The organism is Klebsiella sp. K5-306 (assembly GCF_051835185.1).
Lineage (GTDB): Bacteria > Pseudomonadota > Gammaproteobacteria > Enterobacterales > Enterobacteriaceae > Klebsiella > Klebsiella oxytoca.
Map to the genome: position 1 here is coordinate 144,436 of NZ_JAIFJY010000010.1, position 26,314 is coordinate 170,749.

The following is a 26,314-nucleotide window of genomic DNA, read 5'->3' on the forward strand; positions in this document are numbered from 1 at the left end:
CCCAAAATACCCCCCGCGATACTGATACAATTTAGGCATGGGAAGCCGCATACTGCCCCGCCTGAGATAAGACGCATAGGTGGTGTTAAGCTCGTTCAGTTCCGAAGTCGTAAAGTCAATGCGGCTTTTTCCCTGGATACGGTACATGTAAACCGGGTCCGGCGCGCCATCATTAACACCGTCAACTTTTCCCCATCGATTTTCTGCCAGACCACTTCGGTTACAGGTCACGACAGTACAGCCTGTCAGGTATGATGACGTGCGAATAATCACAGACTCGCCGATCCAGAGAAAGCGGCCAGCATTCTGCACGACCGGGATCGCATGCTTATTCGCAAAAGCATGGCAATTTATCATGGCCTGATCAGCTGCCGCCTGGTCGGCCAGCAGCGCCTGCGCGGAGGCTTCATTTCCCTGCATGGAAAGCAGAGCATATGACTGATAGGTGTCCTCCGGTATGCGGGGAGCGCCGAACATGTCGTAAGAAACGAAATCGCACTGGCGGACCCAGCGACGACCGTCAACACCGACCAGAACGCCGCCGCCATCATCCGGCGATGACGTGTCAGACGCATCAACGACGAACCTGCCGCCAATACGCTCACCCACTACATCTCTGAGTGTAGCCTCACCGGTATAATTCCGGATATCGTCATAACCCACTGCCGTGTCGCCAGGGGTAATGCCGCCAGCCTGCCCGCCACCGCTGTCACTCCCGCCCCAGCCGACCTTTGTTCCATCTTCTTTCACCCCTGCGATAACCAGCCCGTTTTTCGCATAAATTACGAATAACCACCCCTCAGGCGCATTATTATCGAGGATATTACCGCTGAAATTCAGACCGGAATCCCCGGTTAATAAGCGGGCGATTAAACTTAATGAGATTTCGCCATTATCGTCATCGATTTTAAAGGGACGGAGACCATTACGTGAAACGATGTCAAAAAGCGCATCAGGTGAAGACTGTAGTGGTTTTATGCGTTCATAAATGGCATCGACAAGAGCATCAACATATTCTTTCGAAATCAATCGGCGCCCGGTAGCAGTGAGCACACCGGCATTATTGATATATTCATCTGCCAGAGCGCTACCATCCTGGCTTCGCACATAGGTGGTGCTGCCCTCTGGAATATTTGCGATATCGGCCTGGGCCGCTTCGAGCGTCATGTACTGCTTACTCAATGGCACAAGGTTCTGACGAATCTGGTCATTCTTCGCCATCATTCCGCGCCAGGTATCCAGATCAACGCCAGCGCGGTCCGGTTCGGTCGGCGCATCACCATTCACCAGCTTATCCAGGCGCTCGGCATTATCGAGCAGCACTGCGGGAGACGTGCTCCCCAGCTCCGGGTTAAAGGCCATGTTTTTTGCTCCAAAAAAGGCGTTCGCCCAAACGAGGGTTTGAACGAAAAGAGTTAATAAGGGGTTTTTATGGGGTATTACGCGACGTCGCCGGGGTATGTGGCGTCGTCGTAGACGTAGAAAATTTCTTTATATTCCGGCGCGGTAATCTGACAGTTGCTGTCACCGGAGGGGGCGACCTCCTGGACTATCCCATGCCGGGCACCTTTTTCACTGTCGCAGAACAGCAAACGCGGTAGATCAATATCAGGGTCGTCCATAATCCAGTCTTCCGGGTGCAGATCGTCGTTGTAAGGTATGGTAAGAGTGAAATCATCTATCCGCTGCGGCGTCAGCATCCGTGACGATGGACGACTGTTCTGAAACTGTATCCAGCACCGGGGATTTGTATAGCTCCAGTCCAGAGGCTCGGTGACATGTAACGTTATTTCCTGAAAGTCGTATGTCATTGCGTCAATCAGGCAACTTTGGGTTTTCCCGGTTCGAATATCATCTGACAAAATGATGTGGTCACCAAAATCATGGCACCATCCCAGCATTGCAGTTGTAGCCGTATACGTCCGGCGTTGATGGAGATATTTCATTAACCGGCGCATCCCGATACGCCAGGCACGATCCGCTGTCATGACGACATCGATGGTGTAAGACTCCGTTTTCCGGGGGAACAGATTTTCAGGCGTCCGGCACTGTACGGTCTCCTCCGCCCAGGTCACGGGATTGATGTATTTCACATCCACGCCATCAAAATCGTCCTCAGAAGGCACCCTGAATGATGTCTGCATTTCCTCGACAGTATCCTGGGGGGTGATGATTCCGGTCCAGCTTTTGACCCCTTCACGCCCGACGGAAAGTAAGCCGTCAGACAGCAGAAAATACCCCATGCCTGCTTCAGCAATTTTGTCGAAAATATCCTTTGCGGACGTGCTGTCACTGCTGGCCTGGTGGTCAAAATACTCGCCTCGTGGCGTCCAGTAGTTAGCCTCAAGCATGTTAATTGTGGAAATGTCGATCTGGTCGTCGCGATAACCCAGACTGCGGGCCAGATGCAGGAATGCCCCGCTGATTGTCCTGTCACCACCGCCATCATAGTTTCGCGTGGCGACAACACTCACACGCTTGTCTGACTGCGCCGCCAGCTGGCCACCGGTTTCAACCGTGATCCCTATTGTTGATATCCCTGCGTAGAAGGTCGGACGGGAAATCAAACGACCTCTGAGCGCCTGCCAGAACATGCTGTCCCTCGCGTTGTTACTCCCCTGCTCGTTACGGCGGCGGCATCGAACCTCCACCAGCCCGGGAGAAGACAGATTAAAACGCTCTGTAAAACCGAGGCCATTAACGTTTTTAAGCGCGTACACCCCCTGCTTACTCGTCCACCCTGATCCGGAACCATATACGCGGTACTGAATTTCATACTCAACATGTCGAACCCGCTTATTCCCGTTGTTCTGGAATCCGCAAATTCCGTTTGGGAAAGCAAAGTTGACCTCGAAGGCGTCCACAACTTCATTTTGCGGGGAGGCCAGAAAGGGGCCGAGCCATGTTTCATTATCGTTGATACCAGACGCGGCAAAATCCACGACGGTACGGGTGAGGAAACCTGCCCAGGTATTATCAACGACACCATTAACCACCCTCTGTACGGTTGCAGACGCACCGTCAGTCGATGCTATCTGGTATTCGTTGCCACGGTGAGCCAGGGAAATCCGCTGCGTGCCGTCCGGCAGGCCAGAAAATGCGGTACCGGAATCGTATGCCAGCCTGACACTGGCTGTGACCGCCGGGCTTCCGCCACTGGATGCTGTACCGGCAGTAAACACAGCGCTGTCGCCAAAAACTGACACGGGCAGGAATGATGACGTAATGGAACCGCCACGCCACGGGCTGGAAATTTCCACGATACGAATCACGCCGCCGTCATCCTGAGCAATCAACCCCGATCCGGTGAGCCCGCTGTTAATCGCCGCCAGCAAACCGGACATTGTGCCGTAGTCAGCAACCAGGGACAGGGTATAGGTGACACCCTGCCAGGTCAGAGCAAACGTCTGGCTGGTTGTCGTAAAATCATACGTGGCTGGCGACGCACTGGCGCGCAATGCTGCAGTCGATCCACCCGTTCCCGGAACGGCGTCCTGGTGAGGGGTATACGTGGCAATCTGCAGATCATAATCGGTACCGCTAAACGTCAGCGTTACAGGCATACCATTATATGGCGCCACTTCTTCGACGGCGTCACCTGTCAGAACGTTAAAACCATCCTCAATCGATACCTGATAATTCACCGGCGCTTTCAGAGTGACAATTGCACCCTCAATCCAGCCAGGAGGCAGCTTGTTCTCATCTTCATCATCATCGTTGTCATCATCGACATCGAGACCTGAAAACGAGACTGAGGCGCCGCTGACGGCCATGGCATCAGCAACGATATCACTGGCTTCAGGGGCAGTCTGAGCCATATCCAGACCTGACCCGCTTGATGTCCCGCCAACTTCTGTACTGTTGAACCAGACCTCGCTGCGACGGTCCCCCGCCACGTTATCGCCAGGGCCATAGCTGGTATAAGAAAAGCCATCACCTAACGGCAGAGCAGGAGTTTCACCTACCCGAAAATCACCGCCGGTGTAAGAGAAACGTCCATACCCGAGGCAGACAAACATTTCGACCGTCATCCGGGTGGGATCATTGGGGTCAAAGCGAGTGACCGGCTGCACCAGGTAATCCGGATAAATTCTGTTTCTTCCGAATACCTCACGAACAGGATCGCCAAGCTTAGCTGTATTCGCTTTTGCCGGGTTCAGGTCCAGTGATGCTGAATTGCCTGACGAAAACCCGCCCAGCTCTGGTTTCGGGGCGAAAAACAGCGCATAGGCCGTAGAGGCAATAGATACGGCAACCGATACCCACACGGCGATTTCCAGGCCGGTTCCATACGGGATCGGGTAAATCCGCACATCGCTGTCTGGCCGCAGCAAACATAGTGGCCATTCCGCAGGTGGAACAGCCCGGCCGTCCAGTTCGACCGCAACAGGATGCTTTCTGTCCTGCGAGTAGCTCGGGACATTCCTGGCCATCCACTCATGCAGGGTCATCGCGCCATGTTCGTGCGTCTCCAGGGGTTCACCCGGCAACCGGGACGGAAAAAACTTTATCGTCATTGCCAGAACTCCACGCGGTTAAACCTTCGTATGAATCGCGCCAGTGGCAGAAACGTAACCCCCGAGCCTGGATTACATTCCGCGACCTGCAGCTGGTTATCGAGCATGACAACGATCCCGACATGGGTGACCGTTGAGCCGGAATAGCAGGCCACGCCAGCACCTTCGCAGGGCTCGCAGCGTTGCAGGGAAAGCATCAACCTTCTCGCCTCCCGGTCGAGGCCTCCCCCGTCTTTGGTCACTCCGGCGAAATCGGGCCAGAGGGGTAATTTCAGATCGCGCCGGATTTCATTCACAATGCCAAAACAGTCGAGTTGCGGGTATACGCGACCGCCTTTCAGCCAGCTGACTGAACGGTATTTATCAGCGTTAAACATGTTTGCCTCAGATTAGTAACGTAAGCCAGGATGCTCTGCGAGGTTGTAACGTTTACGGGGCCAGGCTGTTTTAAGGATATTCATATAGCCCGCCGTGACCTGAACTACTGTCGGGGTCCAGGAGCCGGATTTGATATCGAGCGTATACGGTGATGATGCCGGAGCAGACAGATCGGATGAAATATACCGCCGAAATGTCAGCGTGGCTGATTTCATTTCATCCAGAACTTTATCGATGGCTCCCGAAACGACACCGTCAATATTACTCAGGGCGAATTTCAGATCCTGCGTTCCGTCCGCATTACGCGCTGGCAATGCAATTTCTATCGCGCAGGCTTCAAACGTCGCCGGCTGACCATTTTCCAGCATCACGGAAACGTCATCCCAGCCACTGGTTAGCCAGTAGTTATCATCGCCTGCCGATATCTGCAACGTATCGTGAATAACCTCCGATCCGCTGCTGGCATATAGTCGCTCAAGAATTGTCATGCTTCGGCCACTCTCTGTTTAGCGCAATATCTAGTAACGACTGGCCCGCCAGCCATTCCGGGTAATTTCCCCAGCCTGAAGGCGGTAACGGGCGCTCCCATAATTCCAGCGTTGCGCTGTACTGCCAGTATTTTGGCGCGACCAGCGTCGGCCCTTCGTAAATATCCACGAACCTGGCTTTATAGGGCTTTACCCCGATGGGAGTCTGGAGTTTCAGATAGAACCATGACTGGCCATCTTTAAGCGCATCCCTGAAAAACGCCTCAAACACCTGCGCCAGAGCATCAGTTTTAAAAATCCATTTAACCGATGCCTGGGTGGGTGTTGAGGTATATCGCCTTCGCTGCTGAGCGCGACCGGACGTCATTTCCGTTCGCAGTATCGGTGATATGGGCTTAAAACCGTACCCGTCCATCAGCGGCATAGGCAGGTATTCATCCGGATAGATAATATCTGCCATTAACTTTCCCTCCGGGCTGGTTTATCGTGGTTTTTTTGGCTGTAGATTGGAGTAAATAGCCCGGCCGAATTTCTTCTGTGGGTTATTTACCTCGGCGGTTAAGGTGTTAACTATCCGCTGTTCAAGAGCATCATTTCTTCGCTCTACAGCCTGCATCGTTATGTCATCGGGTTTGCCGGTGAAGGTGCTTCGTGCGTCCACGCTGACAGCTATCCGTGGCTGTGCCTGAATCTGGCTTGCTGCGCTCTGTACTGCAGGGGACTCACGACCAACCGCACGAACACCCAGTGAACCATCAGCCCCACGGGTCAGCGGCATAATTGCTTCCGGACCAGCTTCACCGAACACACCAGCCCCTTTCGCAAAGGCAAAATACTGCGGAGTGCTGTATACACCGCCGCTGTATGCGGAAAGTGAAGGCGAATCGTAGACACCACCGAGGGCATTAAAGGCAAAAGACGATCCAAAGCTTTGCAGCGCAGTTCCACTACTTGCAGCTCCACTTGCTCCACCAAAAAGACTACCGAACATCCCACCAGCACCACCGCCGAACGACGCCATAATCGCTTTGGTGATTAACGCCTGTGTTGCCATCTGGATCAGCGTCTTAATCACCGTTTCACCCAGAGAGCTGAAGATATTCGACATCCCATCTTTGAACGAGGTCGCACCAGTCAGAACACTGGTCAGGTTGTTGGAAATGGAGTTCGTGGTGTTATTGAGAATCTCGCTGGTTGCTGATGCTGCCATTGAACTGAGATCAGCAGCCTGATCGGCGTAGTTCATCAGTGAATCGCTGATCCCCGCCCGCCAGTCTGACTGCTGTTCATCGGTTTTCTTGTAGTAGTCCTCCTGAATCTGGAGCCGTTCAGTAAGCGCCGCCTGTAGCGCTTCCGTTTGCTGTTTGTACAGGTCCTCAGAAATCTGACCTTTGCTGAAATCCCTCTGCAGGTCCCGCTGCTGTTTGAGAAAATCAGTACGAATATCCGCCATTTCCTTCATGCGGTCGCGGGCCTTATCCCCCATCCCGGCACCAAGAAAATCAATATTCTCCCGGTCGCGTGCAGCAGCGTTGCTGTCAGCCAGCCCCTCACGGAACGTTTTTAACTGTTCAGCAATGTTTTTCTGATCAATTAGCGCAGCATTGTGCAGAAGGGTTTCTTTTTTAGCTTGATCGAGTGAGGATAACTCCCCCTGAACTATCTGATATTTTATTTTTGCCAGTTCATTGCTTTGTCCGGCGAGTGCAATCTGTTCTTCTTGTTGTTTAACAATGCGGGTATATGTATCTTCCGTTTTTTCTTCCTGGCTTTTACCTCGGCTTTTCTTATTGGAGTCACGTAATTCCTGAAGCTTCCTCTCACTATCAACAGCATAATTTATATATTTCTCGTATTGCCCTGCCGGAAGATTTAAGTCTGAAGCTTCAAATTGGGCCTGTCGCCTTGCTCGCTCAACTCCGCTCAAACCAGCAAGTTCTGCCTGCTGCTTTGCTCTATCCATTGCGGATTGTTGCTTAGAATCAAGTCCGGGCAGGACAGGGCCTTGATAAGCCTGGGTTGCTAAGACAGCTTGCCGAGTAACTTTATTAAGCCTGTCGTACATATCTGCCAGAGAACTAACAGCGCCTGTCATTTCAACTGTTTTACTAATTGCTGCATTTGTAATATCAGTAATTAAATCTTGCGTCTGCTGGCGTTTTTTGAGCATTAATTCAAGCTTGCCCTCTTCAACGGCTAATTCAGAAGCAAAAATCCCTGCTTTTTCAGTTGCATCGTTATATAGCCAGGTTCCTTCAGTAGCTGCCTTAGCGGCCTGTCTGGCGTTATAAAGTTGATTAGAAAGCTCCGCTACCTTCTGTTTCTGTTTATCAATATTATAATCTTGAGCATCAATGGAGAGATTTGCTTGCCCCAAATTGGCTGATATTTGTGTCTGAGACATAGATTTAAGACTGTCTCTTACTTGATCCAAGGTATCAGCATATTGCACAGCCGATGCGCGAGCTTGCTCTTGACGTTGGTAAATCGTATACCATGCTCCAGCACCTAACATCAAAACACCGGGGATACCGCCGACTAAAGAAAGTAGTCCGGCCGCCCCGTTTTTTACTAATCCTAAAGCAGAGGTGGTTTTATTAAGCGCCTCTTGAGAAGCCCTAACGGTTATATTTGATTGTACTAAAGCAGCATTAGCCGTTATCATCGAACGGCGCTTTGAAATTGCATTCTGAGTTGCTGTAGCTTCGGCATTAGTATTTTTGGCTAATTCTAATTCACTTTGTGCTAATTGATAAGCCCTTTCAGCTGCAATAGCATCAGCAACCGCTTTTCTCTGAGATTGAGTAGCCGATTGTGACCGCGCAGCAGCCAAAGCTATTTCATTCTTCCTAGCATCAAGAATATTCCCTGTTTGAGTACCAATATTTCCTACAATCCCCCCAAAATACTTAGCCCCACCAATTGCCGCCAATGCTCCAGCTGCTGTTGCAACCGTGTCAATGTTATTCGCCACAGAATTGAGAACGCCCACAAGAGTGGTTGTAGCTCCGGTAGCTTCATTAGCTCCGCCAACCCAAGCCAAGAATGCATTCTCGATTTTAGTCGTAGCAGCCGAAACTGTTTGAGGCATTGCTTCATATTCTTTCCTGAGCGTACCTAATTGACTAACTAACGCAGGAACAACCTTATCTGAAGTTAAAAGCCCTTGATCAGCCATCGCCTTTAGGTCTTTTCTTGCCACTCCCATTCCGGAAGCCAAGGCACGGATGACTCGATCTCCATTTTCGTTTACAGAATTGAATTCCTCACCACGAAGAACTCCTTGAGCTAGCGCTTGGCTAAATTGAGTAATCACTGAACTTGCTTCGGATGAGCTTGCTCCAGATAGCTTTAATCCAGTTGATATTGCTTCTGTAACTTTCAGTACTTCCTGCGAACTATACCCATATTCTCTCATAGATGCAGCTGAGCGCGAAAATAAAGCTGCGTTATCAGAGAAAGCTGTACCTGTCCTCTGACTAATTTCCATTAAAGCATTTTGAGACGTTTTGAAGTCATCAGTAGATTGCGAGGCTTGTTTCAGCCTTGCATTAACAGAGCTCCATTCATCGGCGAGGTTTATCAGATGCCCGGTAGCAAATGCCCCCGCAAAAGCCCCAGCCATTCCAATGGCAGATGATTTTGCCGAGTTCATTTGATTTGTTAACTCAGAAATAGCTCTTTTTGTTTCTCTTGAGGCCGCTGCTGCTTGGCGACCACCTGATTGCATTACCTTATAATAATCATTGCCCATTCTAGAGGCGCGAGATATTTCAGTCTGAAACGATTGAGAATTAGCAGATATTTTTATAATTAACTCACGGAGAGTAGCCATACATCACCTAATAAAACACCCCGCGTTTGCGGGGCTTTAGTTTAAGTGTTTTTATTTTGATGGGCTATTTGTATTAACAAATCAATTTGTGCATCTTGCTTTTTATTTATTTCCTGCAAGGCTGCTACCTGATCATTAGCTCTTACACTAAAACGAATCAAATAAAAAACAATAATAATATTAATTAGCCAACCAAAAACACCAAAGACTACGAATAACGGTTCCATAACGCCTCCCCCTGTATTTGGCGATATCCTAAACCGTCACGCATGTATTGTCACTGAGAAGCCGCGAGCAAAGCGGCTTCTAAGCCTGCAAAGGGATCGCCGCTGTCGCTTGCCACTTCCTCTTCTGCGCTCCACTGAATCTGTGCGTCTTCAATGGTGACTTTACCGCCCTGAGCCCCGTACATCGCTGAAACCAGCTGAGCATTGAGAATATCGCCACGGATATCACCGATCGGGCTGATACGGTCGTATTCAGCCCACATTCTGAATTCGCCGACCGTCATGGTTTGTCGCAGTTCGCCCAGCGTGCGGCCCATCCGGAGCGCCAGCGCCATCAGGAACTGCATGCCAGGCATTTTTACTTTGCTTTGGCATCATCCGCATCACGAATGAGATCAAGCGCCTGTTTCAACAACCGGGAATGGACAGGGCCATAAATTGCTTCAACCTGTTCGGTATCATCGACGGTGAAAACGTACTGTAGGTCGGTATCCAGCAGAATATCAATGAAGAGTGTGACATCTGCCCGCATCGTGCGGAACGCGCGTTCTGAAGGGGTCAGTTCTGGCACCTCTGGCGCTTCCTGCCCTTCCGGTAGTTTTGGTTGTTCCGGGCTGGCAATCCCCTGCCAGCGAATCCAGGCCTCAGCCGATGGTTCACGAATGATAACTTTGGCGTTTTCCCATTCCGGAACGGTGACTTCTTTTTTACGAAAACCCGCCATCGGGGCCAGCGCCAGCGCTTTAAGATTCTGTTTTGACATTAAGTTTATCGCCGGTTTCCCGGCGCTCCATTAACTGATGGTGACAGTGTGGTCAGCAGAGGTGATAACGGTGCCATCGGCATCAGTAACCACGCAGGAATAAACACCCGCATCGCCTGATACTGCGCTGGCCTTATTAAACGTTGCGCTGGTCTGCCCGCTGACGGTGGACGAGCCCTTTTTCCAGACGTAGGTATAAGGTTCTGTGCCGCCCTGAACCACCACACTCATTGTCAGGGCGCTTCCGGCCGCTACCGTTTGCGATGCGGGAAGGTCTGTGGCAAAAGACAGAATACCAGAGGCGTCAATGTTGGTTGGTTTTCCTTTCAGGCGCAGGGAGAACGTTGCAGCAACAACACCGTTGGTCTGTGAATCCCAGGTATGCTGACGAACTTCGGCGCGGAACAGGAAGCCGTTTCCGGAAGGGAAAACAACCTTAAACCCGTATACGCCGTCATTATCATAAGCAGTACGCAGCGTATCCTGCGCCGGGTTGCGGTAAAAGTTACCGGAGAGCGACATTTCAGACGGGGCCGGTAGTCCGTTGATATTTTCCGTTTCTTCGGAGCATAGCGTGGTCACGTCAATATCGTTTTTCTGACCAGCGGTAAAGCTGGCCTGCTTAATGGTGCAACTCAGGTTGAGCCAGGTTGCTACATCCAGCTCATCCTCAGTGACCGGCACTGACGTAATCATTACTTTCGTTTTTTGGGCGCGTTCGAATAGTGCTGACATTGCAGCCTCCATAAATGAAAAAACCGCCAGCGGCGGTCAGATTGGATTGGTTCCAGTCAGGCAATGACCGTTATTTCGAGCGTTGCCCGATGCAAGTGGGTTGTAGTGTCGTAACCGGGGATTTTGGTTACTTCGGTAGGTGAAAGCACTTCCAGCCGGGAAAGGGCCTCAAGCCGCAACGCCCTGGCCTCATCGTTCGTTTTGGCCCACACATCTACCTGAATGTGCAGCGTCGATTCGGCCTGCCCACAGAACACATCCCCGGCAACATCAGTCGGTATCGAGAAAATGATGTAAGGAGCGGCCGCGGCGGGTAAATCGTCGCTGCCAAGCGGCACCACATACGGATAAACGCGCCCGCCTGCCAGCGGCGACAGCAGGTCATAGAGATCATCCTCTGTCATTTCGCCAGCACCTCATCGATCGCCTTGTTCATTTGGTTCATTGCAGCCTGCGCGGCTTCTTCCTGTCGGGTGTCATACGCAGGGCGCACAAAGGGATGTGCCGGAGCTGTAGCAGTCCCAAGTTCGACAAAGCGCCAGTAAAAAGCATTCCGCTTGTTGCTGGCCTTCATGGTGTTGTCGCTGTTTCCCGTTCGCGGATTAACACCACGAATATGCACCCCCGAGGAAATTTCACCGCGTCGGCGGCTTTTCTGGGTGACGACAACAACGTTTTTCTTCAGCTTCCCGGTTTGCTCAGGAGCCCTGTCAATCACTTCCTGCCGGAGAACTTCGGCCCCGGCGCGGGTCGAATCCCGGAGGACTTTATTGTTTTCAGCTTTGCTGAGGGTTTGCAGGTCTCGGGCGATATCCTGCAAACCGGAAAAATCCAGATTCACATCAATCATTTTTCGGTCCCCTGTTTGCAGAGAATTTCCAGCCGGGTACCTTTGATATCCGGAACCGGAGGCCCGGTAACGTTAAGAACTGCGCCTTTAAACGGGCCGGTGCGCACCTTCAATCGGGATGTGGCTGAAATATCCCTGCGAAAACGCACCCAGACCCGGATTGTCGCATCAGCATGCTCTACGCCAGCGGCTAACAGCTCACGACCGCTTATCCCCTTAACCTCGGCCCAGATGGTTTTCCCATCTTCCCATTTTTCACCCGGCTGACCTGAAGGCGTTCTGGTGGTGGTGAAATTTTGGATGGTGATCCGGTGCCGTAATCGTCCTGCCTGCATAATTCCCCCGCTTAAATGCCATAGATTTTGTAAGGCTGGAGAAGTGCCTCGACAGTAAACGGAATATCTGTAGCAGCCTGACCAACAGAGACCGTTTCACGGTTTTCGTACCAGTGACCGATAAGCAGAAGCATCGCTGCTTTCACATCATCGCCAGGGAGAATTGAATCAGGATCATCTGCATACCCCTCGATGGTTTCAGACTCATACATTTTGCGACGAGTCCATGTTTCGACGTAACGAGAAGCAGCTCCGATGTAGAGGGTCAATATTGAGTCGTCATCGGTAAAATCAGGCTCAATGCGACAGTGCTCTTTAACCACTTCAAGTTTTAACATTATTTTTTAGCCTTCTTATCTGGCACGGTTTCCGGCTGTTCCGGCTGTTCCGGCTGTTCTGGCTGTTCTGGCTGTTCTGGCTGTTCTGGCTGTTCTGGCTGTTCTGGCTGTTCTGGCTGTTCTGGCTGTTCTGGCTGTTCTGGCTGTTCTGGCTGCGCAGAATTATCAACATCCACCAGCCGTGCATAACCTTTTTTAACCAGTTCACGGCCATGCTGTTCCAGAGTCTCCAGTGACTCGCCTTCCGTCACCACTACCCCGCCAAAGTAAATCGGTTTCACCGCGATAAGTTTCATGGTATTACCCCGAAAAGTGCGGCCCGGAGGCCGCCAGAGAAATTACTGACCGCCGGAAGCCGGTACAGTAAAGGAGCCGTAAATAAATGCTTCAGGGCGTTTTACTGCTAACGCCAGACGCTCTTCACAGCGAATGGAGATCATGTTTTTCTCAAAGTCGTCGCCGTTCTCAGTCGAAATCACAACGTTTGCATCTTCACGATCGAACAACTGGGCCGCAGCATTAAATGCACCAGTCAGGAACTTACCCTGGAAAGCTGATGCTTCGGTGGCAACAACCGGAAGCCCCCACAGCGTCGGCCCAGTCAACGCCGCCGGGTTCGCCAGGATATAGCGCCCCAGAGTGTCTTTAGTCAGTTCGATTTTCGCCCAGTCCATGAAGTGCAGAACATGTCCGGATGCAGGGAAGCGGGCAAGTTGAGCCTGAAGCATTGCCAGGCGCAGATCGTCAATACCGTTCTGCTGTTCAACGGCAAATGCCGCGCTATAAGCCGTTGCCTGCGGCACGATGCCATGAAGGTGTGCGCCAGTGCCATCGCCGAACAAAATCTCCTGCTCTTCGACATACTTGAGGCCGTAACGCATTTCAGCATCAATCATGGACTGCAACTGAGCGAAGTCGTCCAGAATCTGCTTGGATGCCTTGAACATGTGCGCGATGGTTGTCACAGGAGTGATTTTCGGCGTGAACTCAATATTGCTGTACGGCTTGGCCGTATTCTCCGGAACCACTTTTGCAGCATTGGTAAAGCCGGTCTGCTGCACCCAGAAAATAGCCGGTGATCCAGTGCGCCCAGGCGCGATTAAATCTCGAATAAATAACCGCTGCTTTGGCGCTACATCAATACCTGGCAGTCTTTGTGGCTCAACAATACCTTCAGGAACGTCACTGGAGATCAGCGCAGCTTTTACAGGAACAGAAATACGCTTGTTCCCTTCGATGCTGGACGAAAGAACTTTAATGGCTTCTGCAGAAATAACCTGCTGGCCGACAGTCTCAACAACCATTTTTGCGTTTGCCAGTGGCATCTGCGCAACATGCTGCTCCAGTTCGCCCAGCGCAGCCTTCAGGGTTTTTTCGGCTTCTTTGAGTGCATTAAACTCGGTCGCCATTTTGTCTACGGTTTCTTTAGTTTCCGCTGACAATTTACCGTTCTTCTTCGCCTCAGTCAGAGCCTCTTCCGCTTTGGCGTTGAATTTGCCTGTTGCTTCTTCAATGGAGGCGGTGACTTTTTTCAGAATCTCGTTTACTTCAGACATAAAGGGTCCTTATTTGACTAACGCCGCAAGGGCGCTTTCAAGTGAATTGAGGGTTTCAGGTTTGATTTCTTCGGCAGCGCCAGGCTTACCATGGGAATCGGTAACAGCGCCCGGCGTGTTACCTGTTAACGCTTTGATTAATTTCCGCCGCTCAGACCGGGGGGTATTTGTTTTCGCCAGTAGCGCATCAAGTTTTCGCAGCGCTGCAGACGGGGAGTCATCACCATCGCTTACGGCATCAGCAGAAAGCAGACTGTCGGCCAGACCTTTTTCTACTGCGTCGCTGCCTCCGATATAGCTTTCAGCATCCATAAGCTGCTGTACGGTCGCGATATCAAGCCCTGAACGCGCTGAATAGATATCCGCCATAGCGGTATCAAATGGCTCAAGAGAAGTCGATAATTCCGCAAAATCATGGCGGTTGCCCATCGCCACTACCCAGCAGTTATGGATCATCAGAAAGGCACCGCGCCCGATTTGAATATCGTCCCCGGCCATAGCAATAATCGAAGCGGCGCTGGCAGCAATGCCCAGCACTTTTACAGTGACTTTCCCCTGGTACTCGCGGAGAAGGTTGTAAATTGCCAGTCCTTCAAACATATCGCCACCAGGGGAGTTGATGTTTACCGTCACATCTGCACCGTTCATTGAACGTAGTGCGCCGGAGATGCGTTTTGCCGTGACACCCTCATCCCAGTAATCACGTCCAACAACATCAAAAATAGAAATCGAGTTGTCATTATCGGATGCAGCCCTGATCCCACCATTCCAGCGTTCAAGCGCTGAGGGCTGGGGCTCACTGGTAACACCCGCGCACGGGCGCCCCGCCGGAGCAACCGGAAGTTGTCTAATTGTCATGGGGATTGGCTCCTAAGCAGCCTGTTTAAGTGGCGATTGCTCGAAAGGAATATCAGGGAATACGTGGTTATGAAGTTCTCTTACAGCCAGCGCCTGAACCGCCGGGTTGCTGTTTTCAAGATTCTTCAACTGAGTCAGGTTGAGCTGAACTGTATAAATATCCCCGCCTTCAATTGGTGGCATATTTTCCAGCCTTCGCACATCGTTGCGGGACATCCAGCCATTCTGCAGGGCGCTGGTATAGTACGCGGCACGTCCTGCGCTGTCGGCTCGCAGCAGACCCTCAACGGAGAACTCAGCAAACAAATCCTCATCACTGTTCAGAAGGCAACGCGAGATTTCCTGCTCAATATTCACCAGCAGGGGGCGCAGAGTATGGGTCAGGAACAGCATGTTCATCCCCTCAAGACTCGACGCCCAGCTTGATTGTTTTGTCGTATGGCCGACCATAAATGGAGGCACACGAAACCAGCGGCATATTTCCTCAATGCTGAATGAACGGCTTTCAAGCAACTGCGCTGCTTCCGGGTTCATGGTGACATTCTGGTATGTCAGCTCATTTTCCAGAACCATCAGTTTCCCGGCGTTTTTAGAACCAATAAAAGATTGAAGGTTTTGACGCAATCTTTCTCGCTGTTCCTTATTAAGCGCCGTTTTTGAAGACAGGAATCCGGTACTTTGCAGGCCATTTTCGAAGATTTTCGCCGCGGCTTCATCAACCGACATGGCCGCGCCGAAAACGTCAACCCCGGCCATTGTCGGCATCATCCCGCACACACCATCAAGACCAAACCCACGAATATGCATCATCCTGTCTATAGGAATGATCCGCTGAACGCCGTTATCCGTATAGGTGTACTGCAATTTTCTGCTATCGAGTCGCTTTACAACCATATTCTGAGGAAGTAACGGGACCAACGATACCAGCTTGCTACCGATATACAGCTTTTCGACAAACGCATTTCCGCGCAGACAAACACTGGCCACAATCATTAGCATGAAGCGGGAAGGTGTCATTTCCGGGTTAGGACGCCTGCATAATATCTGGTAGGCGGGATTGTTCTGGGCCAGCTTTCGCGATCCATCTGCCTGCCTCTCGTAGATTTTTAGCGGTAGCGTGGAGACCGACTCACTTAGGAGCCTCACACACGCCCAGACGGCAGAAAGCCGGATAACTTTGTCAGCGGTGACCACTTTTCCGCTACTGCTGGTTCCGAACCACTCCCGCCAGAATTCACCGTTCGTCAGGCTTATGGGAACACCAAGCCAGTTTAAAAGAGCGCTCTTAACACGCCCTGGTTGCTGTTTATTCTTAGCCATCAGATACCCACTATGATCGGATCGTCAAAAAAGCCCTCAATATCGCCATCATCAGGCTCATAACCTTCTGCAGCACCAATTGCCATCGCTGACGCAACCACACCATCTATTCGACCAGTACTCTTTTTCTTGGCGAATATGCGGTTTTCTTTTTGGTCGGCTTCGGTTACGGCGGAAGCAGCGTTCCATCGGAGGCAGGGGTTTGTTTTAATAATGATTACGCCATCATCCAGCATCTGTTCAAAGAGTTCGATGGAATGAGGCATCCACAGTCCAGAATCCTGCGCCTTGTAATATCCCTGTCCATGAGGAATAAGCGGTACCGACACAGAAGCGCTCTCCAGTTCCGGTTCAAGATATTTGATGCGGTACTGGTCGAAGGCGATCGCCTTTATATCGAACAACATGGAAAGATCAGCAATGCGTTCAGCAACAAAGCCATATTTCACCGCCTTTCCGGGCGTAGTATGAATATGGCCTCCCCGTTCCCATGCGTCATAAGGTACGCGGTCTGTTTTCGCTCTATCCAGCAAAGTATCTTTTGGTGTCCAGAACTCCACCAGCAGCTTTCTTTTTTTAGGGAAAAAGAGCGCCAGAGACGTAAGGTCACGAGTTCCTGAAAGGTCCAGGCCGCCATAGCATTCTTCTCCCTGCATCTCCTGCAGGTCAAAGTCCTCTTCACACCCCATCCACACATCGCTGCTCATCCAGGGATTATCGGCATCCACCCACTGACAGAAGTTTAACCGCCGAACAATACTTTCCTTCGACGGCATCCCCCGAGCCTGAGTAACCTGCTCGCGGAGGTAACGATCGGTAAAAGTGTGACCAAGTGAGGGGTTTGCTTTTTTCCAGCAGGACTCATCCTTGAAAGGGTCTTCTCCTTCATCCAGGGAGCAAATGAAAGAAAAGAAACTGTCGTCCTCAATCGAGCCTTCGGCAACTTTCCGCCCATACTCGTGATAGTCATAGCAGACGCTGGTTTTATCGTGGCCGCTGTTAGTGATCATGAAAATCAACGCCTGGCGACGACCTTTCGTCCCGGCGCGCATCATTTCCACAACCTGGTTGTTTTTGTGCTCGTGAATTTCGTCAATCAACGCACAGTGTGGGCGTGGCCCCGACTGCCCATCATCCGAACTGATAGGCCGGAAAAATGAGCCGGTCTGAAGAAACGCAAGGTTCCACTCTTTCCCCGCGCCGCCTGATTTATTTATTCGCTGTGCTAACGCAGGGGACTGATCCACCATTGCGACAGCATCACGAAAAAGGATCATGGCCTGGTCTTTTTTCGTCGCCGCTGCGTAGACTTCTGCGCGAGGTTCTTTGTCGGCGACCAGACAGTAAAGAGCAATACCCGCTGCAAGTGGAGATTTGCCAGAGCCTTTACCTGACTCGACGTAAGCCATCCGGTACCGGCGATAGTCGTCTGAGTTTTTCCACCCGAATATCGAACCTACAATAAAGCACTGCCACGGCAGCAGGTTAAAGGGTTTGCCCTCATGCTCACCGCCGTTGAGCTTCAGTACTTTTGCAAAAAAGTCGATGGCACGCTGCGCCGCTGCAACATCCCATATCAACCCGCGAGCATGGCAGGATTCCAAATCCCTGAGATGTCGTTTACAGGAGTTTCTAATATCAGGACCGGCGATTTCTTTGCCGGAGTCTACATCCCGCGCATATTGCGTGGCGGGATCAACCGAAGAACTGGTTGAGCGGGTCTTCTTCTTTTTCTCCACCATCTACTTTCACCTTCGTCCTGGCTGCAGGTGTAAGACCGAATTCAACCAGATAACTTTTGAAACGGCGATCAGCATCGGCCAGCATGGCCACAGCCGGATTTGCCTTAATCAAAAAGCCACCATCGGTCTGCACCGTATATGTTCGGCCCTCATCGGCGATAGTGAGGCGCAGCTGCAAAATATCGGCATAAATATCGCAAAGACGCTCCAGCGCCAGCGTATCTGCAACGGTCAGAATCCCCATTCCGTCGAGTAGCATGGTGAGTTTTCCCCAGGCTACTTTTCCCCAGTCGGTGAGATGCGCCGGAGGGCTGGGTATTTCTCGCGCTGGCGCGGGTTCTTTATCGTTGAGTTTTCGTTTTCCCGGATTACCGGTTACCACTTTGAGATGGGTCGGTTTCGGGCGTCTTCCTGCCATCGGAACCTCCCAGAAAAAAACTTTTCATTTCGCGGTTGTGCACAAAAAGGATGGGCGGCGGTCATTTCGGGTCAGACTTCTGAACTTTTGACCCGCCCCTCCCCTATGGAATTGACGTCATCTGAACCAGTGAGAGTTTGGATCAAGCGGAATACCGTTTTCATCACAGCCGATAACGGTGCCGCGCTTCTCCATTCGCTGCTTCGTTGAGTCATGGTGCTGCTTACACAGCCCTTGCCAGTTCTTCCGGCTCCAGAAAAGCTTTTGCGCTTTCGCTATTGCCTTGCTGTCACCAGAACGCAGAGCCTCTTTCAGTTTATGCGGGATGATGTGGTCAACCACCGTGGCGGCTGTCACCCTGCCTTGCTCGTGGCACATGACGCATAAGGGGTGCGCACGAAGGAATAGAAGACGCTCACGGTCCCATTTGCTGCCATATATGCGCGGTTCTTTGTTCATGTTTTCGTTCCTTGAGCATTATCACAGGCACTCAGTGAATGCCTGCTGTAATGCCTAGCTGGACTGCTCAGCAGCGGTATCAAAGAGCGGCAGCGCTTCAGTTGCTTCCTGCACTGCTTTCATCGTCTTTGCCACCACTTCAGTCTCTGATGTGACACGGCTGTATTGCTGGATGAATAGCTGATATTTAAGCGGACTATCCTGAACAAACTCTACAGCGACTTTAGCTGCTGCTGTGTCGTAGTTCAGGGTGGAAAGCAGGTTCAGGCGAATCTGCTGGGCGTCGGTGATTTCTGCCATGTCTTACCTCTGTGCGATGTGGGAGGCTTTATCAAACCACTTCGGAAAGCGGCTCCGTGATGCCATTAAAAAAGCCACCCGGAGGTGGCCTTTCTGATGGCTAAGAAAAAGGCCGCAAAAAAATGCGGCCTTTTGTCATGCACAGTTATCGATTAAATAAACTCTCAGGAGCCATCCGGGAGAGCCTCACTTAAACGAGTAACTGACCTCCGACAGACTGGTGTTGGGACGGAGGTGCAATGAGAGTAGTGTGTTTCATTTTTTTTCATACCAGCAACCACACAATAATGGCAGTTCTTCTTGTTAATCGATAACTGCTATTCAATTAGTCTGGCCAGACGGATGATTATCCTGCCAGGGGTCATCACACTCACACGATGAAAATCTTTAAAATAAAACATTAGCCGGTTCACTCGCCTTCGAACAGGTGCAATGGTCTTGCACTGACGAAATTAGATTTAATCGTTCGTTGCCATCTTCCGTACAAGCCAAATAGTCACAAAAAAATAAAGGTTAAAAAGTGAGCTATTTACTGTCCTGTGGTGTATGGTTAGCAATCACTCACGAGGATAAAACCATGTCTATGCTCAAAGACAAGATACGTACACTCAGGCCTGTAAAAAGCACCTGTCCTCACTGCTCTCGCCAGTCAACACATAGCCTGTCGAGAATTAAAAACGATATAACATTGATCTGCCCATACTGCGGAAATATTTTCCTCCCCTCAGAAAGTAAACCTGTTAAGTAACTGATCGAATACTTTACTGAAGCTGATGTTCACTCTTAGGCTTCAGTAAACGAAACGTTGACATGCTTCTTCTCCTGCTTCTGGCAATAAAAAAGGCCGCCATTGGCGACCTGGGTTCAAATTATGTGTGTCAGGGCATATGACACGAGTAACCGCAGTAATAGCCACCGTTGGATTGCGGGTTGACTTTCTGCATATTCTCTGCAACCTACATTTAAGTATAGATCGAACCAGCAGTCCCGATTATCGCAGCAAGCAGAAAGAAGGTGACGGCAGTTCTACGCATTTGCACGCCATAAAATGACAGAGCCAACCCGACGAAAGCAACAATTAAAACTGTCCACATATCCAGTAAGAGGAAGAGATATCCCTCGAAAGCACTGTCAATCAGTACGTCCACATCGCGCATTCCTTTTAATAGATAAACTCCGCTGAAATACTATCACGATAGCGTTAGCAGACTATCTGCTAATCATCAAGCATCGACTGACTTATTTTCGGTGGATTTCTTTTCGCAAGTTGTGTTAGCAATCAGCGTCAGGGCGAGCCACCGCGCGGCATGCCCACATACAGGCTTCCTGCATTTTGGTGCGAGCGATTGCCAGACAGCGCAAAGCTTCATCAATCTCCAGAGCCTGCTCAGCACTTAACATTGCCGGGCCATTACGGACAGCCAACAAGTCACCTTGCTCGGTATCAAGCAAACTACATAAGTGGCGGCTGACGCCTTTGAGGCGGTTCATGCGCTCAATCTCGCCCGCGGTTAATGTGCGGTAGCCTTTTACAGTGCTGCCGTCCTGCGGTTTTGCTTCACTCATTTCGTAGCCTTTTCGGTTGGTTGCGGGCAGTTAGCCTGCACTGATTTGTTGTGCGCCAGAATGTCGCGCTTGGTCTGACGGTCGAGAACGTCAATATCGTGGTCGGTCAGGTAGATGACCCTCACCCAGTTGCAGGCCGTATCAACGACTACCGGGGCGGGTAAATCTTTCGCGCAGCTCGCGATCAACATCGTCATCGACCATACGCTTAACGTCTTCCTGTACATCGCTGGCCTCTTTCGTTGCTTGCGCTTTCCGTTCTGCTGCTGCGACTGTAGCAGCTGCGTTCTCTTCTGTGCGCTGCTGTTCGGCTTTGGCTTCCGCCTTGCTGGTTCCACGTGAATGGCCTAACCCAAATGCGCCAGCGATAACGGCCAGCAACGCAGTTACCAGACCAATAATCATTTCAATGCCCATAGTGACCTCACACCAGTACTGATTTAGCCTGGTTAAACAGCGCTCGGCGTTTATCCAGACCGTTGCGGCCACCGTTGATAAGCAACGTTACGCGTTCAACATCACCGGAATGAAGAAGGCAACCGTGGGAGACATAAAACCATGCGGCTGAACGCGCGGCGTAATCATCTCGCTCCAGCAGCTCAGGCTGGGTAACAAGGTCAAGCTTCAGCGCCTGTCCGCAGCTGCGATAGTTGCTCAAGCCCGTAACTTGTTTCAGGCCGCGACCGCGATATTTCCAGCCATCACCGGCAACCTGATTTCCGAGGTTCTTTTTCCCCCACTCGCCCCCATACACCAGGTTCGCGATTGCTCGCTGATTAGCTGGTTGTGTTGCCGCTCTGCCGAGTGCGGCGGCCTGCTGGGCGGTGACACGGTGTTTACCGAACGTAGGTACAAGGTTGTCAGCTGCATAGTTCAGGTTTTCCACCAGCCGGGTAAAGCCTCCGGACTCGTGCCCCATCTGGGCAATGAACATCGCCTGATCGAGTGGAGCAGTAATGCCGAATTCTTTCATCGCAGCATCAATATGCGGAAACCAGCGCGCAGCTAACCCGGCGCTAATACCAGCCGCCCGTTGAAATTGTGATTGGTTCATCAGTGCCTCAGTGCATCAACCAGTCGCGCCACATTCCCCCTGAACCAGAGAACCGCGCCGCAGATAAGAATGTTAGCCAGCACCACCAGCCAGTGGGATGACTCGTACAGGCCAAACAGGAAACGGAAAGGAATGCTGGCGTAAACCAGAACAGTGAAGTAAGCCATCAGCGAAATCATGGGGCGGTGTCTTGACCCATCACGCCGGTAGAACATCAGCACAACAACAATTACAGCGCATATCACCGCATTAATGATTGCGCTCGGATCACTTGTTACCATTGCTTGTCCCTCCTCCACGTAAGCGAGAGAGAATCCCAAACAGGCTACCCAGGTCCTGACTGTTTACGAAAGTCAGCAGCTTTATAGCTATGGCTGCCACGATTACCGCTCCGAGTGCATCAAGCGGCCTGTCGTTGTAACCAGTCCACTTTGAGAAGTACGACCCCAGCAGAGGAGCACCAATCACACCGAATATGAATGAAGTGATGAAATAGCCCACCAGCTTTATGCGGCTAATATTCACCGCCGTTGCGACATAGAACACCGCACCAGCAAACGCGCCAAATACCACGCCGTAATCAATACCAGTTGCCAGGCCGAATAGGCTGGCGCCGAACAGTCCACCAGCTGCTATCGTTGTGGCAGAAACAGGATCGGACATTTAGCCCCCTCTATTGCTGTGGATCCTCTCAGAACGAGGGGAAAATAGGATGGCCGCCAGGTGACAGCCACCAAAAATCACTGTAAAAATATCAGGGTTCACCACCCTCTCAGACGGATTTATTCTTCTTGTTCAGTCTCGTCCGCGTACGAAGCCAAGGATGTATCCAAGACCAAAACAAGAAAAACCGAATCCCACCACGGGTAATACTGAATAAATAAAATCAGGCATAGGGAAATCTCATGGAAATTATTTCAGTAATCGGAGTGATACTGACACTGCTAGGGCTCTTTATTCCGTCACTAATCAGTAACCATTCGTCACGTAAGGCAGAGTTCAGGAAGCATTCCGCACCACTGCGGGGAAAGTTGCTAAGCGAAATTGAGGCTATTGAAGGAGGCTCTTATCCATTCAGGCTTATCAGCGATGCTGATTTCAACCAGTTGCTACCTTACGCCCCGAGGCGCAGGAAAAACGCTCTCCTTGATGCTTACACCAGTTATCTCGACGCTCATACGATGGCCACCACGAAGCACTGGCACGATGAACATCCATCCGATGGAATGCTATTTTTCCCGACGGGTTTCTCAGTCACTAATTCAGATGAGATACTGAAGAAAATGCAACCTCTGAAAAAAGAACTCAGCAGATAGTCCTTTAGGATGGCCGCCAGATGGATTAACGACAAAGCACAGAGTGAATGATGCTCTGGTGGCACAAATAAAAAAGCCATGCAAATGCATGGCCTTGTGATTTGAATCCGTTATTTACAAAAAGTAGTCAAGACAGTATCTTTCGACTTCCGGACAAAAAAACATATACCGGGACAAAATCTAAATGTAACTGCCTTGCCTGCATGAAACCATGCGGGCTTTTTTTTTGCCCAAAGAAAAAGCCCACCGAAGTGGGCCTTACAGCTATCATCATTTTTTATTAGGTGTGGTGCCGGGTGCCTCCCGGTAAGTCGCCGCCAGTCCACAGACGACTCGCAATGCGCAAAAAAACATATCAGACTGGCAATGCCCCTCCGCATAGGGGGATTCACCACACCAAAAATTTAACATCTGATGAAACTCGTTTCAATGCTCTACGACGATGTGACAGGGGTACTGATGCAATGCATCTCGCGAATACCCCTGTCGTGTCGCCGGAAAGCAAAAAGCCCAAGGCGTTAACCTCGGGCTTCAGTAATTTTTGCTGCTCAGTTCGCTTTAACGTCCCGAGCCTACCACAATTCAAGCACTTTCCTGCTCACTTTGCAAGTAAAATCTGTCGCCATTTGTGCCGAACGCGTCACATAGTGGTGCGTAAAGTATCGATTCTGCCAAACTTATCCATGTGTCAATTCTTCTGCGGCACGTAATCAGTGCCCAGTCAGGATGTTTTTCCATAAGCTCGTTAGCCATCTGAAGTTTACTTTTGCGTAAGCGATAGCGATCAACAATCACACCATAGAGTGACCGGTAGTCCTCATTCATTATGACCCCAGCAATAACACCATCAATTTTTAATCCCTCCTCGTCAGAGCAGAACGCTAGGCCGCTTTTGTTTTTACTGCTGAGAATCTCTTTAAAGAATGCCTCAAGCTCTGGTCTGGTTAAGCCTGACTTCTTCATCCGGCGTAGTGCCTCATTGATAGCCGTTTTCGTTATCTTTCCGGATGCCAGTAACTGATTAAACATATTGCCGCCGCTACCACCGCCGATATACGACCAGCGGCCCCACATACGCAGCTTTCCCTGTATCCAGATGCTTTCCAGTGTGCGGAGGCGAACCATTTCGCCGGATTTGCCAACTTCAGAAGGATTAATCATCTTGCGTCTCCACTTACGCCAGTACGCCGATTGCCAGCGAACGATCTAAGAATCGAAATATCAGCTCCAGCTGTGAGCCATATTTCTGTTCAAATGCCACGGTGTCAGCGTGCAACTCGTCGTGGTGCGCTCTGCAAAGCGGCAACACAAACAGGTCGTGCGCTTTCGTTCCCATTCCACCTTGTCCGTGGCCTATCAGGTGATGGGGGTCATCTGCTGGTTTATTACAGCAGGCACACTGCTGGGTTTTAACCCAACTGGTGTAATTCTCGTTTATCCAGCGTCGGCGCTTTGGCCGAAGCATGAATGATTCCGGCGTTTCAGTATCCACTTTCAGCGCCAGTATCTTTTTTTGGACTAATTCGGTTGCCGCAAACTCTGGCTGTAAATCACTTTCTTTCATCACTGACTGGTGCCTGACTTCAGGCAATCGCATCGCTTTTCTTGCCAGCGTTTCCGGTATGACGTGCGACAGATCGTTAATGACCAGCCACCAGCACAACTCCGGAATTGTTAGTGCATGGTCCTCATTAAATCCCAGTCTGGAACGTATGACTGATATCAGCCAGGATACCAGGTTTTTACGCGCAATGCCTGCCAGTTCCTGTGTGAATTGGTCCCTGACAAGATTGTCACAACCCCAGCAAAGGCGAATGCTTCCAGGTTCATGGCGGAAGAGTGTGAAATTCTCACTATGCCAGGTTGCATGCGGATACTGACATTCGAAAGTACGCTCCAACTCGGCCTCAAGGCCTACTAAACCGCCAGCACGGATCAGCACATCCATATTTTCAAAGATAGGCAATACCGTTGGGTCACCTTCCAGCGGCTGTGTTGCTGGAGGGATAGCTCCAGTCTGATATTCAGCGTAACGCTCTGGCTCAGGCTCAATCAGTACACGTCCTCGCCTGAACAATGGCATAAGCTCAGCACCTGGGCGAAGAAGAACAACGCCCATTTTAGGGGCGATCTCAGGAGTAAGTAGTGCTCTCACGCTGCGTGTCCTCCTGCTTTGTACTCTGTCCACAGGCCTCCAATCCACCTGACCCCTTTGGCGGTAAAGCGAGCCTGACTGAACGCGTGGTTTGATGTAAGTGATGTGCCTGTCTTAACCTCAAAACGTCCCGCATCGATATGCTGAGCCATCGGCGTCAGCGTTCCTCCAAGCCGGTACATGATGTCATTCTCAATCAGGAATAAGCGGAACTCTGTTTCCTTAGCCTGAAGAAGCTTTGCCACCTGACGGAATGACATTGAACCGTTAGCAGTACAGTAACGATCAACAAAATCAACCTTCGGTGCGGCTAATGCCAGTTCTTGCGACAGATGCTCTTTTTGTTCCTGCAAATCAGCAGCCAGACGCAAAGCATCCGAGAAAGACTGCGGGATGACCGGATGTTGTGCAGCTTCAAGCTCATTCCAGCGGTCAACAAGGCGTGCTGTGAATTCTGGCGATAATTGCGCGACAACAATAATACTGTCTCGCTTGCCCTTCTCTCCCCTGAAGAGATATACCGACATCGTCCGCCCTGCAGTGGGCTTTTCCTCAATTTGAGGAGAAGCTATAACGCCCTTATCCACCAGCGCTTCAATTGTTCTTTTTACGTTGTCGTGGCGCTTATCTACCAGAACAGATATTTCGATGCTCGACATCGTAACTGTCTTGCTTGCGATTAACTGATTCATACGTTCTCCACTTGTCAGGCAGCTGCAACTGCCGGGGAAATAAATCGCTTAATGGTGATTTCTACTTTCCCTTTCTTCACGATGTTCCCCCACTCCACCAGCATACGTTTCACCTGGCTGTCGTCCTCCCAGACACCGGTTTGAGTCAGCGCGTCGAACAGCGCTTTGTTGTAGTTGTCAATATCACGACGGCGCTGATCCGGCGGATACAGAACAATATGAACTTCCGCCAGCTCACTTGATGGCCTTGGGACTGCCCGTAACTGTTCGATAATTGCCGCCCTGGCTGCTTTCTGGAACTTGCGACCAGTCTCGCTAACCAGATGCCGTCCCTTCAGTGGCCCTTTGATGGGAGCGCGCCAGTAACTGTTTACGCTTGGTGGAAATGGCAGTGTCAGTTTCATAAGGCCCC

General features: G+C 50.9%; 34 protein-coding genes and 1 pseudogene. 2 read left to right on the plus strand and 33 right to left on the minus strand.

Annotated elements, in window-relative coordinates; all coding sequences use genetic code 11:
• Positions 1-975: 975 nt before the first annotated feature.
• The 22 genes and pseudogenes from K2184_RS16615 to K2184_RS16720 all read right to left on the minus strand — a co-directional run.
• Positions 976-1,362: pseudogene (locus K2184_RS16615) on the minus strand (right-handed parallel beta-helix repeat-containing protein); the annotation flags it as partial.
• Positions 1,363-1,439: 77 nt separating this feature from the next.
• Positions 1,440-4,517 carry a host specificity factor TipJ family phage tail protein gene (locus K2184_RS16620; RefSeq protein WP_181680433.1) on the minus strand — a complete coding sequence of 1,026 codons (3,078 nt, stop codon included), beginning with the start codon at positions 4,515-4,517 and terminating at the stop codon, positions 1,440-1,442.
• The gene (locus K2184_RS16625) at positions 4,514-4,894 is read right to left on the minus strand and encodes a nitrite transporter (protein WP_154927089.1); all 381 of its coding nucleotides are present in this window, start codon (positions 4,892-4,894) and stop codon (positions 4,514-4,516) included. The genes K2184_RS16620 and K2184_RS16625 overlap by 4 nt, the downstream gene beginning before the upstream one ends.
• Positions 4,895-4,906: 12 nt before the next feature.
• Positions 4,907-5,383 carry a DUF1833 family protein gene (locus K2184_RS16630; RefSeq protein WP_064374426.1) on the minus strand — a complete coding sequence of 159 codons (477 nt, stop codon included), beginning with the start codon at positions 5,381-5,383 and terminating at the stop codon, positions 4,907-4,909.
• Positions 5,370-5,843, minus strand: coding sequence for a hypothetical protein (locus tag K2184_RS16635; protein ID WP_015370207.1), 474 nt, complete (start codon positions 5,841-5,843; stop codon positions 5,370-5,372). The genes K2184_RS16630 and K2184_RS16635 overlap by 14 nt, the downstream gene beginning before the upstream one ends.
• 21 nt (positions 5,844-5,864) lie before the next feature.
• A complete protein-coding gene (locus tag K2184_RS16640; RefSeq protein WP_181680432.1) occupies positions 5,865-9,218 on the minus strand; it encodes a phage tail tape measure protein in 3,354 nt (1,117 codons plus the stop codon).
• Between the two features lie 41 nt (positions 9,219-9,259).
• Positions 9,260-9,445, minus strand: a complete 186-nt coding sequence (locus K2184_RS16645) for a YebO family protein (RefSeq protein ID WP_017145578.1) — start codon at positions 9,443-9,445, stop codon at positions 9,260-9,262.
• Between the two features lie 50 nt (positions 9,446-9,495).
• On the minus strand, positions 9,496-9,801 hold the full coding sequence (locus K2184_RS16650; RefSeq protein ID WP_064351957.1) for a phage tail assembly protein T: 306 nt from the start codon (positions 9,799-9,801) through the stop codon (positions 9,496-9,498).
• 2 nt (positions 9,802-9,803) lie between these two features.
• Positions 9,804-10,208: a phage tail assembly chaperone gene (locus tag K2184_RS16655; RefSeq protein ID WP_049069900.1), complete on the minus strand. Its 405-nt coding sequence runs from the start codon at positions 10,206-10,208 to the stop codon at positions 9,804-9,806.
• Between the two features lie 30 nt (positions 10,209-10,238).
• Positions 10,239-10,943 carry an immunoglobulin domain-containing protein gene (locus K2184_RS16660; protein ID WP_181680431.1) on the minus strand — a complete coding sequence of 235 codons (705 nt, stop codon included), beginning with the start codon at positions 10,941-10,943 and terminating at the stop codon, positions 10,239-10,241.
• A 56-nt stretch (positions 10,944-10,999) separates the two neighbouring features.
• Positions 11,000-11,347, minus strand: a complete 348-nt coding sequence (locus tag K2184_RS16665) for a DUF3168 domain-containing protein (protein ID WP_181680430.1) — start codon at positions 11,345-11,347, stop codon at positions 11,000-11,002.
• Positions 11,344-11,793 carry an HK97-gp10 family putative phage morphogenesis protein gene (locus K2184_RS16670; protein WP_181680429.1) on the minus strand — a complete coding sequence of 150 codons (450 nt, stop codon included), beginning with the start codon at positions 11,791-11,793 and terminating at the stop codon, positions 11,344-11,346. Before K2184_RS16670 ends, K2184_RS16665 begins: the two co-directional genes overlap by 4 nt.
• The gene (locus K2184_RS16675; protein WP_181680428.1) at positions 11,790-12,128 is read right to left on the minus strand and encodes a phage head closure protein; all 339 of its coding nucleotides are present in this window, start codon (positions 12,126-12,128) and stop codon (positions 11,790-11,792) included. The genes K2184_RS16670 and K2184_RS16675 overlap by 4 nt, the downstream gene beginning before the upstream one ends.
• Before the next feature lie 11 nt (positions 12,129-12,139).
• Positions 12,140-12,466, minus strand: a complete 327-nt coding sequence (locus K2184_RS16680) for a head-tail connector protein (protein ID WP_181680427.1) — start codon at positions 12,464-12,466, stop codon at positions 12,140-12,142.
• On the minus strand, positions 12,466-12,762 hold the full coding sequence (locus K2184_RS16685) for a DUF7210 family protein (RefSeq protein ID WP_439237767.1): 297 nt from the start codon (positions 12,760-12,762) through the stop codon (positions 12,466-12,468). The genes K2184_RS16680 and K2184_RS16685 overlap by 1 nt, the downstream gene beginning before the upstream one ends.
• A gap of 42 nt (positions 12,763-12,804) precedes the next feature.
• Complete coding sequence (locus tag K2184_RS16690) at positions 12,805-14,022, minus strand: phage major capsid protein (RefSeq protein ID WP_181680425.1); 1,218 nt, start codon at positions 14,020-14,022, stop codon at positions 12,805-12,807.
• Between the two features lie 9 nt (positions 14,023-14,031).
• A complete protein-coding gene (locus tag K2184_RS16695) occupies positions 14,032-14,880 on the minus strand; it encodes a head maturation protease, ClpP-related (RefSeq protein WP_017145568.1) in 849 nt (282 codons plus the stop codon).
• 12 nt (positions 14,881-14,892) lie between these two features.
• Complete coding sequence (locus K2184_RS16700) at positions 14,893-16,200, minus strand: phage portal protein (RefSeq protein ID WP_181680424.1); 1,308 nt, start codon at positions 16,198-16,200, stop codon at positions 14,893-14,895.
• Positions 16,200-17,942 carry a terminase large subunit gene (locus K2184_RS16705; RefSeq protein WP_181680423.1) on the minus strand — a complete coding sequence of 581 codons (1,743 nt, stop codon included), beginning with the start codon at positions 17,940-17,942 and terminating at the stop codon, positions 16,200-16,202. The genes K2184_RS16700 and K2184_RS16705 overlap by 1 nt, the downstream gene beginning before the upstream one ends.
• A complete protein-coding gene (locus K2184_RS16710; RefSeq protein WP_181680422.1) occupies positions 17,896-18,360 on the minus strand; it encodes a phage terminase small subunit P27 family in 465 nt (154 codons plus the stop codon). Before K2184_RS16710 ends, K2184_RS16705 begins: the two co-directional genes overlap by 47 nt.
• A gap of 117 nt (positions 18,361-18,477) precedes the next feature.
• Positions 18,478-18,819, minus strand: a complete 342-nt coding sequence (locus K2184_RS16715; RefSeq protein WP_032694448.1) for an HNH endonuclease — start codon at positions 18,817-18,819, stop codon at positions 18,478-18,480.
• A gap of 54 nt (positions 18,820-18,873) precedes the next feature.
• Positions 18,874-19,119: a DUF2560 family protein gene (locus tag K2184_RS16720; protein WP_032694447.1), complete on the minus strand. Its 246-nt coding sequence runs from the start codon at positions 19,117-19,119 to the stop codon at positions 18,874-18,876.
• Between the two features lie 583 nt (positions 19,120-19,702).
• On the opposite strand from K2184_RS16720, the gene K2184_RS16725 reads away from it, so the two are divergent.
• On the plus strand, positions 19,703-19,867 hold the full coding sequence (locus K2184_RS16725; RefSeq protein WP_224226066.1) for a YnfU family zinc-binding protein: 165 nt from the start codon (positions 19,703-19,705) through the stop codon (positions 19,865-19,867).
• Positions 19,868-20,081: 214 nt separating this feature from the next.
• Here K2184_RS16725 and K2184_RS16730 read toward each other — a convergent pair whose 3' ends face one another.
• From K2184_RS16730 to K2184_RS16760, 7 genes are all read right to left on the minus strand, one after another.
• Positions 20,082-20,267 carry a hypothetical protein gene (locus K2184_RS16730; RefSeq protein ID WP_014228564.1) on the minus strand — a complete coding sequence of 62 codons (186 nt, stop codon included), beginning with the start codon at positions 20,265-20,267 and terminating at the stop codon, positions 20,082-20,084.
• A gap of 124 nt (positions 20,268-20,391) precedes the next feature.
• Positions 20,392-20,685 carry an Acb2/Tad1 domain-containing protein gene (locus K2184_RS16735; protein ID WP_181680421.1) on the minus strand — a complete coding sequence of 98 codons (294 nt, stop codon included), beginning with the start codon at positions 20,683-20,685 and terminating at the stop codon, positions 20,392-20,394.
• Positions 20,682-20,876 (minus strand): hypothetical protein, encoded by a 195-nt coding sequence (locus tag K2184_RS16740; RefSeq protein ID WP_142481533.1) that lies wholly within the window; start codon positions 20,874-20,876, stop codon positions 20,682-20,684. Before K2184_RS16740 ends, K2184_RS16735 begins: the two co-directional genes overlap by 4 nt.
• The gene (locus tag K2184_RS16745; protein ID WP_142481531.1) at positions 20,827-21,102 is read right to left on the minus strand and encodes a hypothetical protein; all 276 of its coding nucleotides are present in this window, start codon (positions 21,100-21,102) and stop codon (positions 20,827-20,829) included. The genes K2184_RS16740 and K2184_RS16745 overlap by 50 nt, the downstream gene beginning before the upstream one ends.
• 7 nt (positions 21,103-21,109) lie before the next feature.
• Positions 21,110-21,739 carry a glycoside hydrolase family 19 protein gene (locus tag K2184_RS16750; RefSeq protein WP_102811754.1) on the minus strand — a complete coding sequence of 210 codons (630 nt, stop codon included), beginning with the start codon at positions 21,737-21,739 and terminating at the stop codon, positions 21,110-21,112.
• On the minus strand, positions 21,739-22,020 hold the full coding sequence (locus tag K2184_RS16755) for a phage holin family protein (RefSeq protein WP_004121581.1): 282 nt from the start codon (positions 22,018-22,020) through the stop codon (positions 21,739-21,741). The genes K2184_RS16750 and K2184_RS16755 overlap by 1 nt, the downstream gene beginning before the upstream one ends.
• Complete coding sequence (locus K2184_RS16760; RefSeq protein WP_004121584.1) at positions 22,007-22,402, minus strand: phage holin family protein; 396 nt, start codon at positions 22,400-22,402, stop codon at positions 22,007-22,009. The genes K2184_RS16755 and K2184_RS16760 overlap by 14 nt, the downstream gene beginning before the upstream one ends.
• Positions 22,403-22,644: 242 nt before the next feature.
• Here K2184_RS16760 and K2184_RS16765 point away from each other — a divergent pair, with 242 nt between their 5' ends.
• Positions 22,645-23,055 carry a hypothetical protein gene (locus K2184_RS16765; RefSeq protein ID WP_181680420.1) on the plus strand — a complete coding sequence of 137 codons (411 nt, stop codon included), beginning with the start codon at positions 22,645-22,647 and terminating at the stop codon, positions 23,053-23,055.
• A gap of 582 nt (positions 23,056-23,637) precedes the next feature.
• Here the strand turns inward: K2184_RS16765 and K2184_RS16770 are convergent.
• Genes K2184_RS16770 through K2184_RS16785 form a run of 4 tightly spaced genes read right to left on the minus strand, consistent with a single transcriptional unit; the run spans position 23,638 to position 26,306 of the window.
• Positions 23,638-24,216, minus strand: a complete 579-nt coding sequence (locus tag K2184_RS16770) for a DUF1133 family protein (RefSeq protein ID WP_127673849.1) — start codon at positions 24,214-24,216, stop codon at positions 23,638-23,640.
• A gap of 13 nt (positions 24,217-24,229) precedes the next feature.
• Entirely contained in the window at positions 24,230-25,210 is a 981-nt protein-coding gene (locus tag K2184_RS16775) for a DUF968 domain-containing protein (RefSeq protein ID WP_154952927.1), read from the minus strand.
• Complete coding sequence (locus K2184_RS16780; protein WP_047720915.1) at positions 25,207-25,902, minus strand: phage antirepressor KilAC domain-containing protein; 696 nt, start codon at positions 25,900-25,902, stop codon at positions 25,207-25,209. Before K2184_RS16780 ends, K2184_RS16775 begins: the two co-directional genes overlap by 4 nt.
• Positions 25,903-25,916: 14 nt before the next feature.
• Positions 25,917-26,306, minus strand: coding sequence for a RusA family crossover junction endodeoxyribonuclease (locus K2184_RS16785; protein WP_125286717.1), 390 nt, complete (start codon positions 26,304-26,306; stop codon positions 25,917-25,919).
• Between the last annotated feature and the right edge of the window lie 8 nt (positions 26,307-26,314).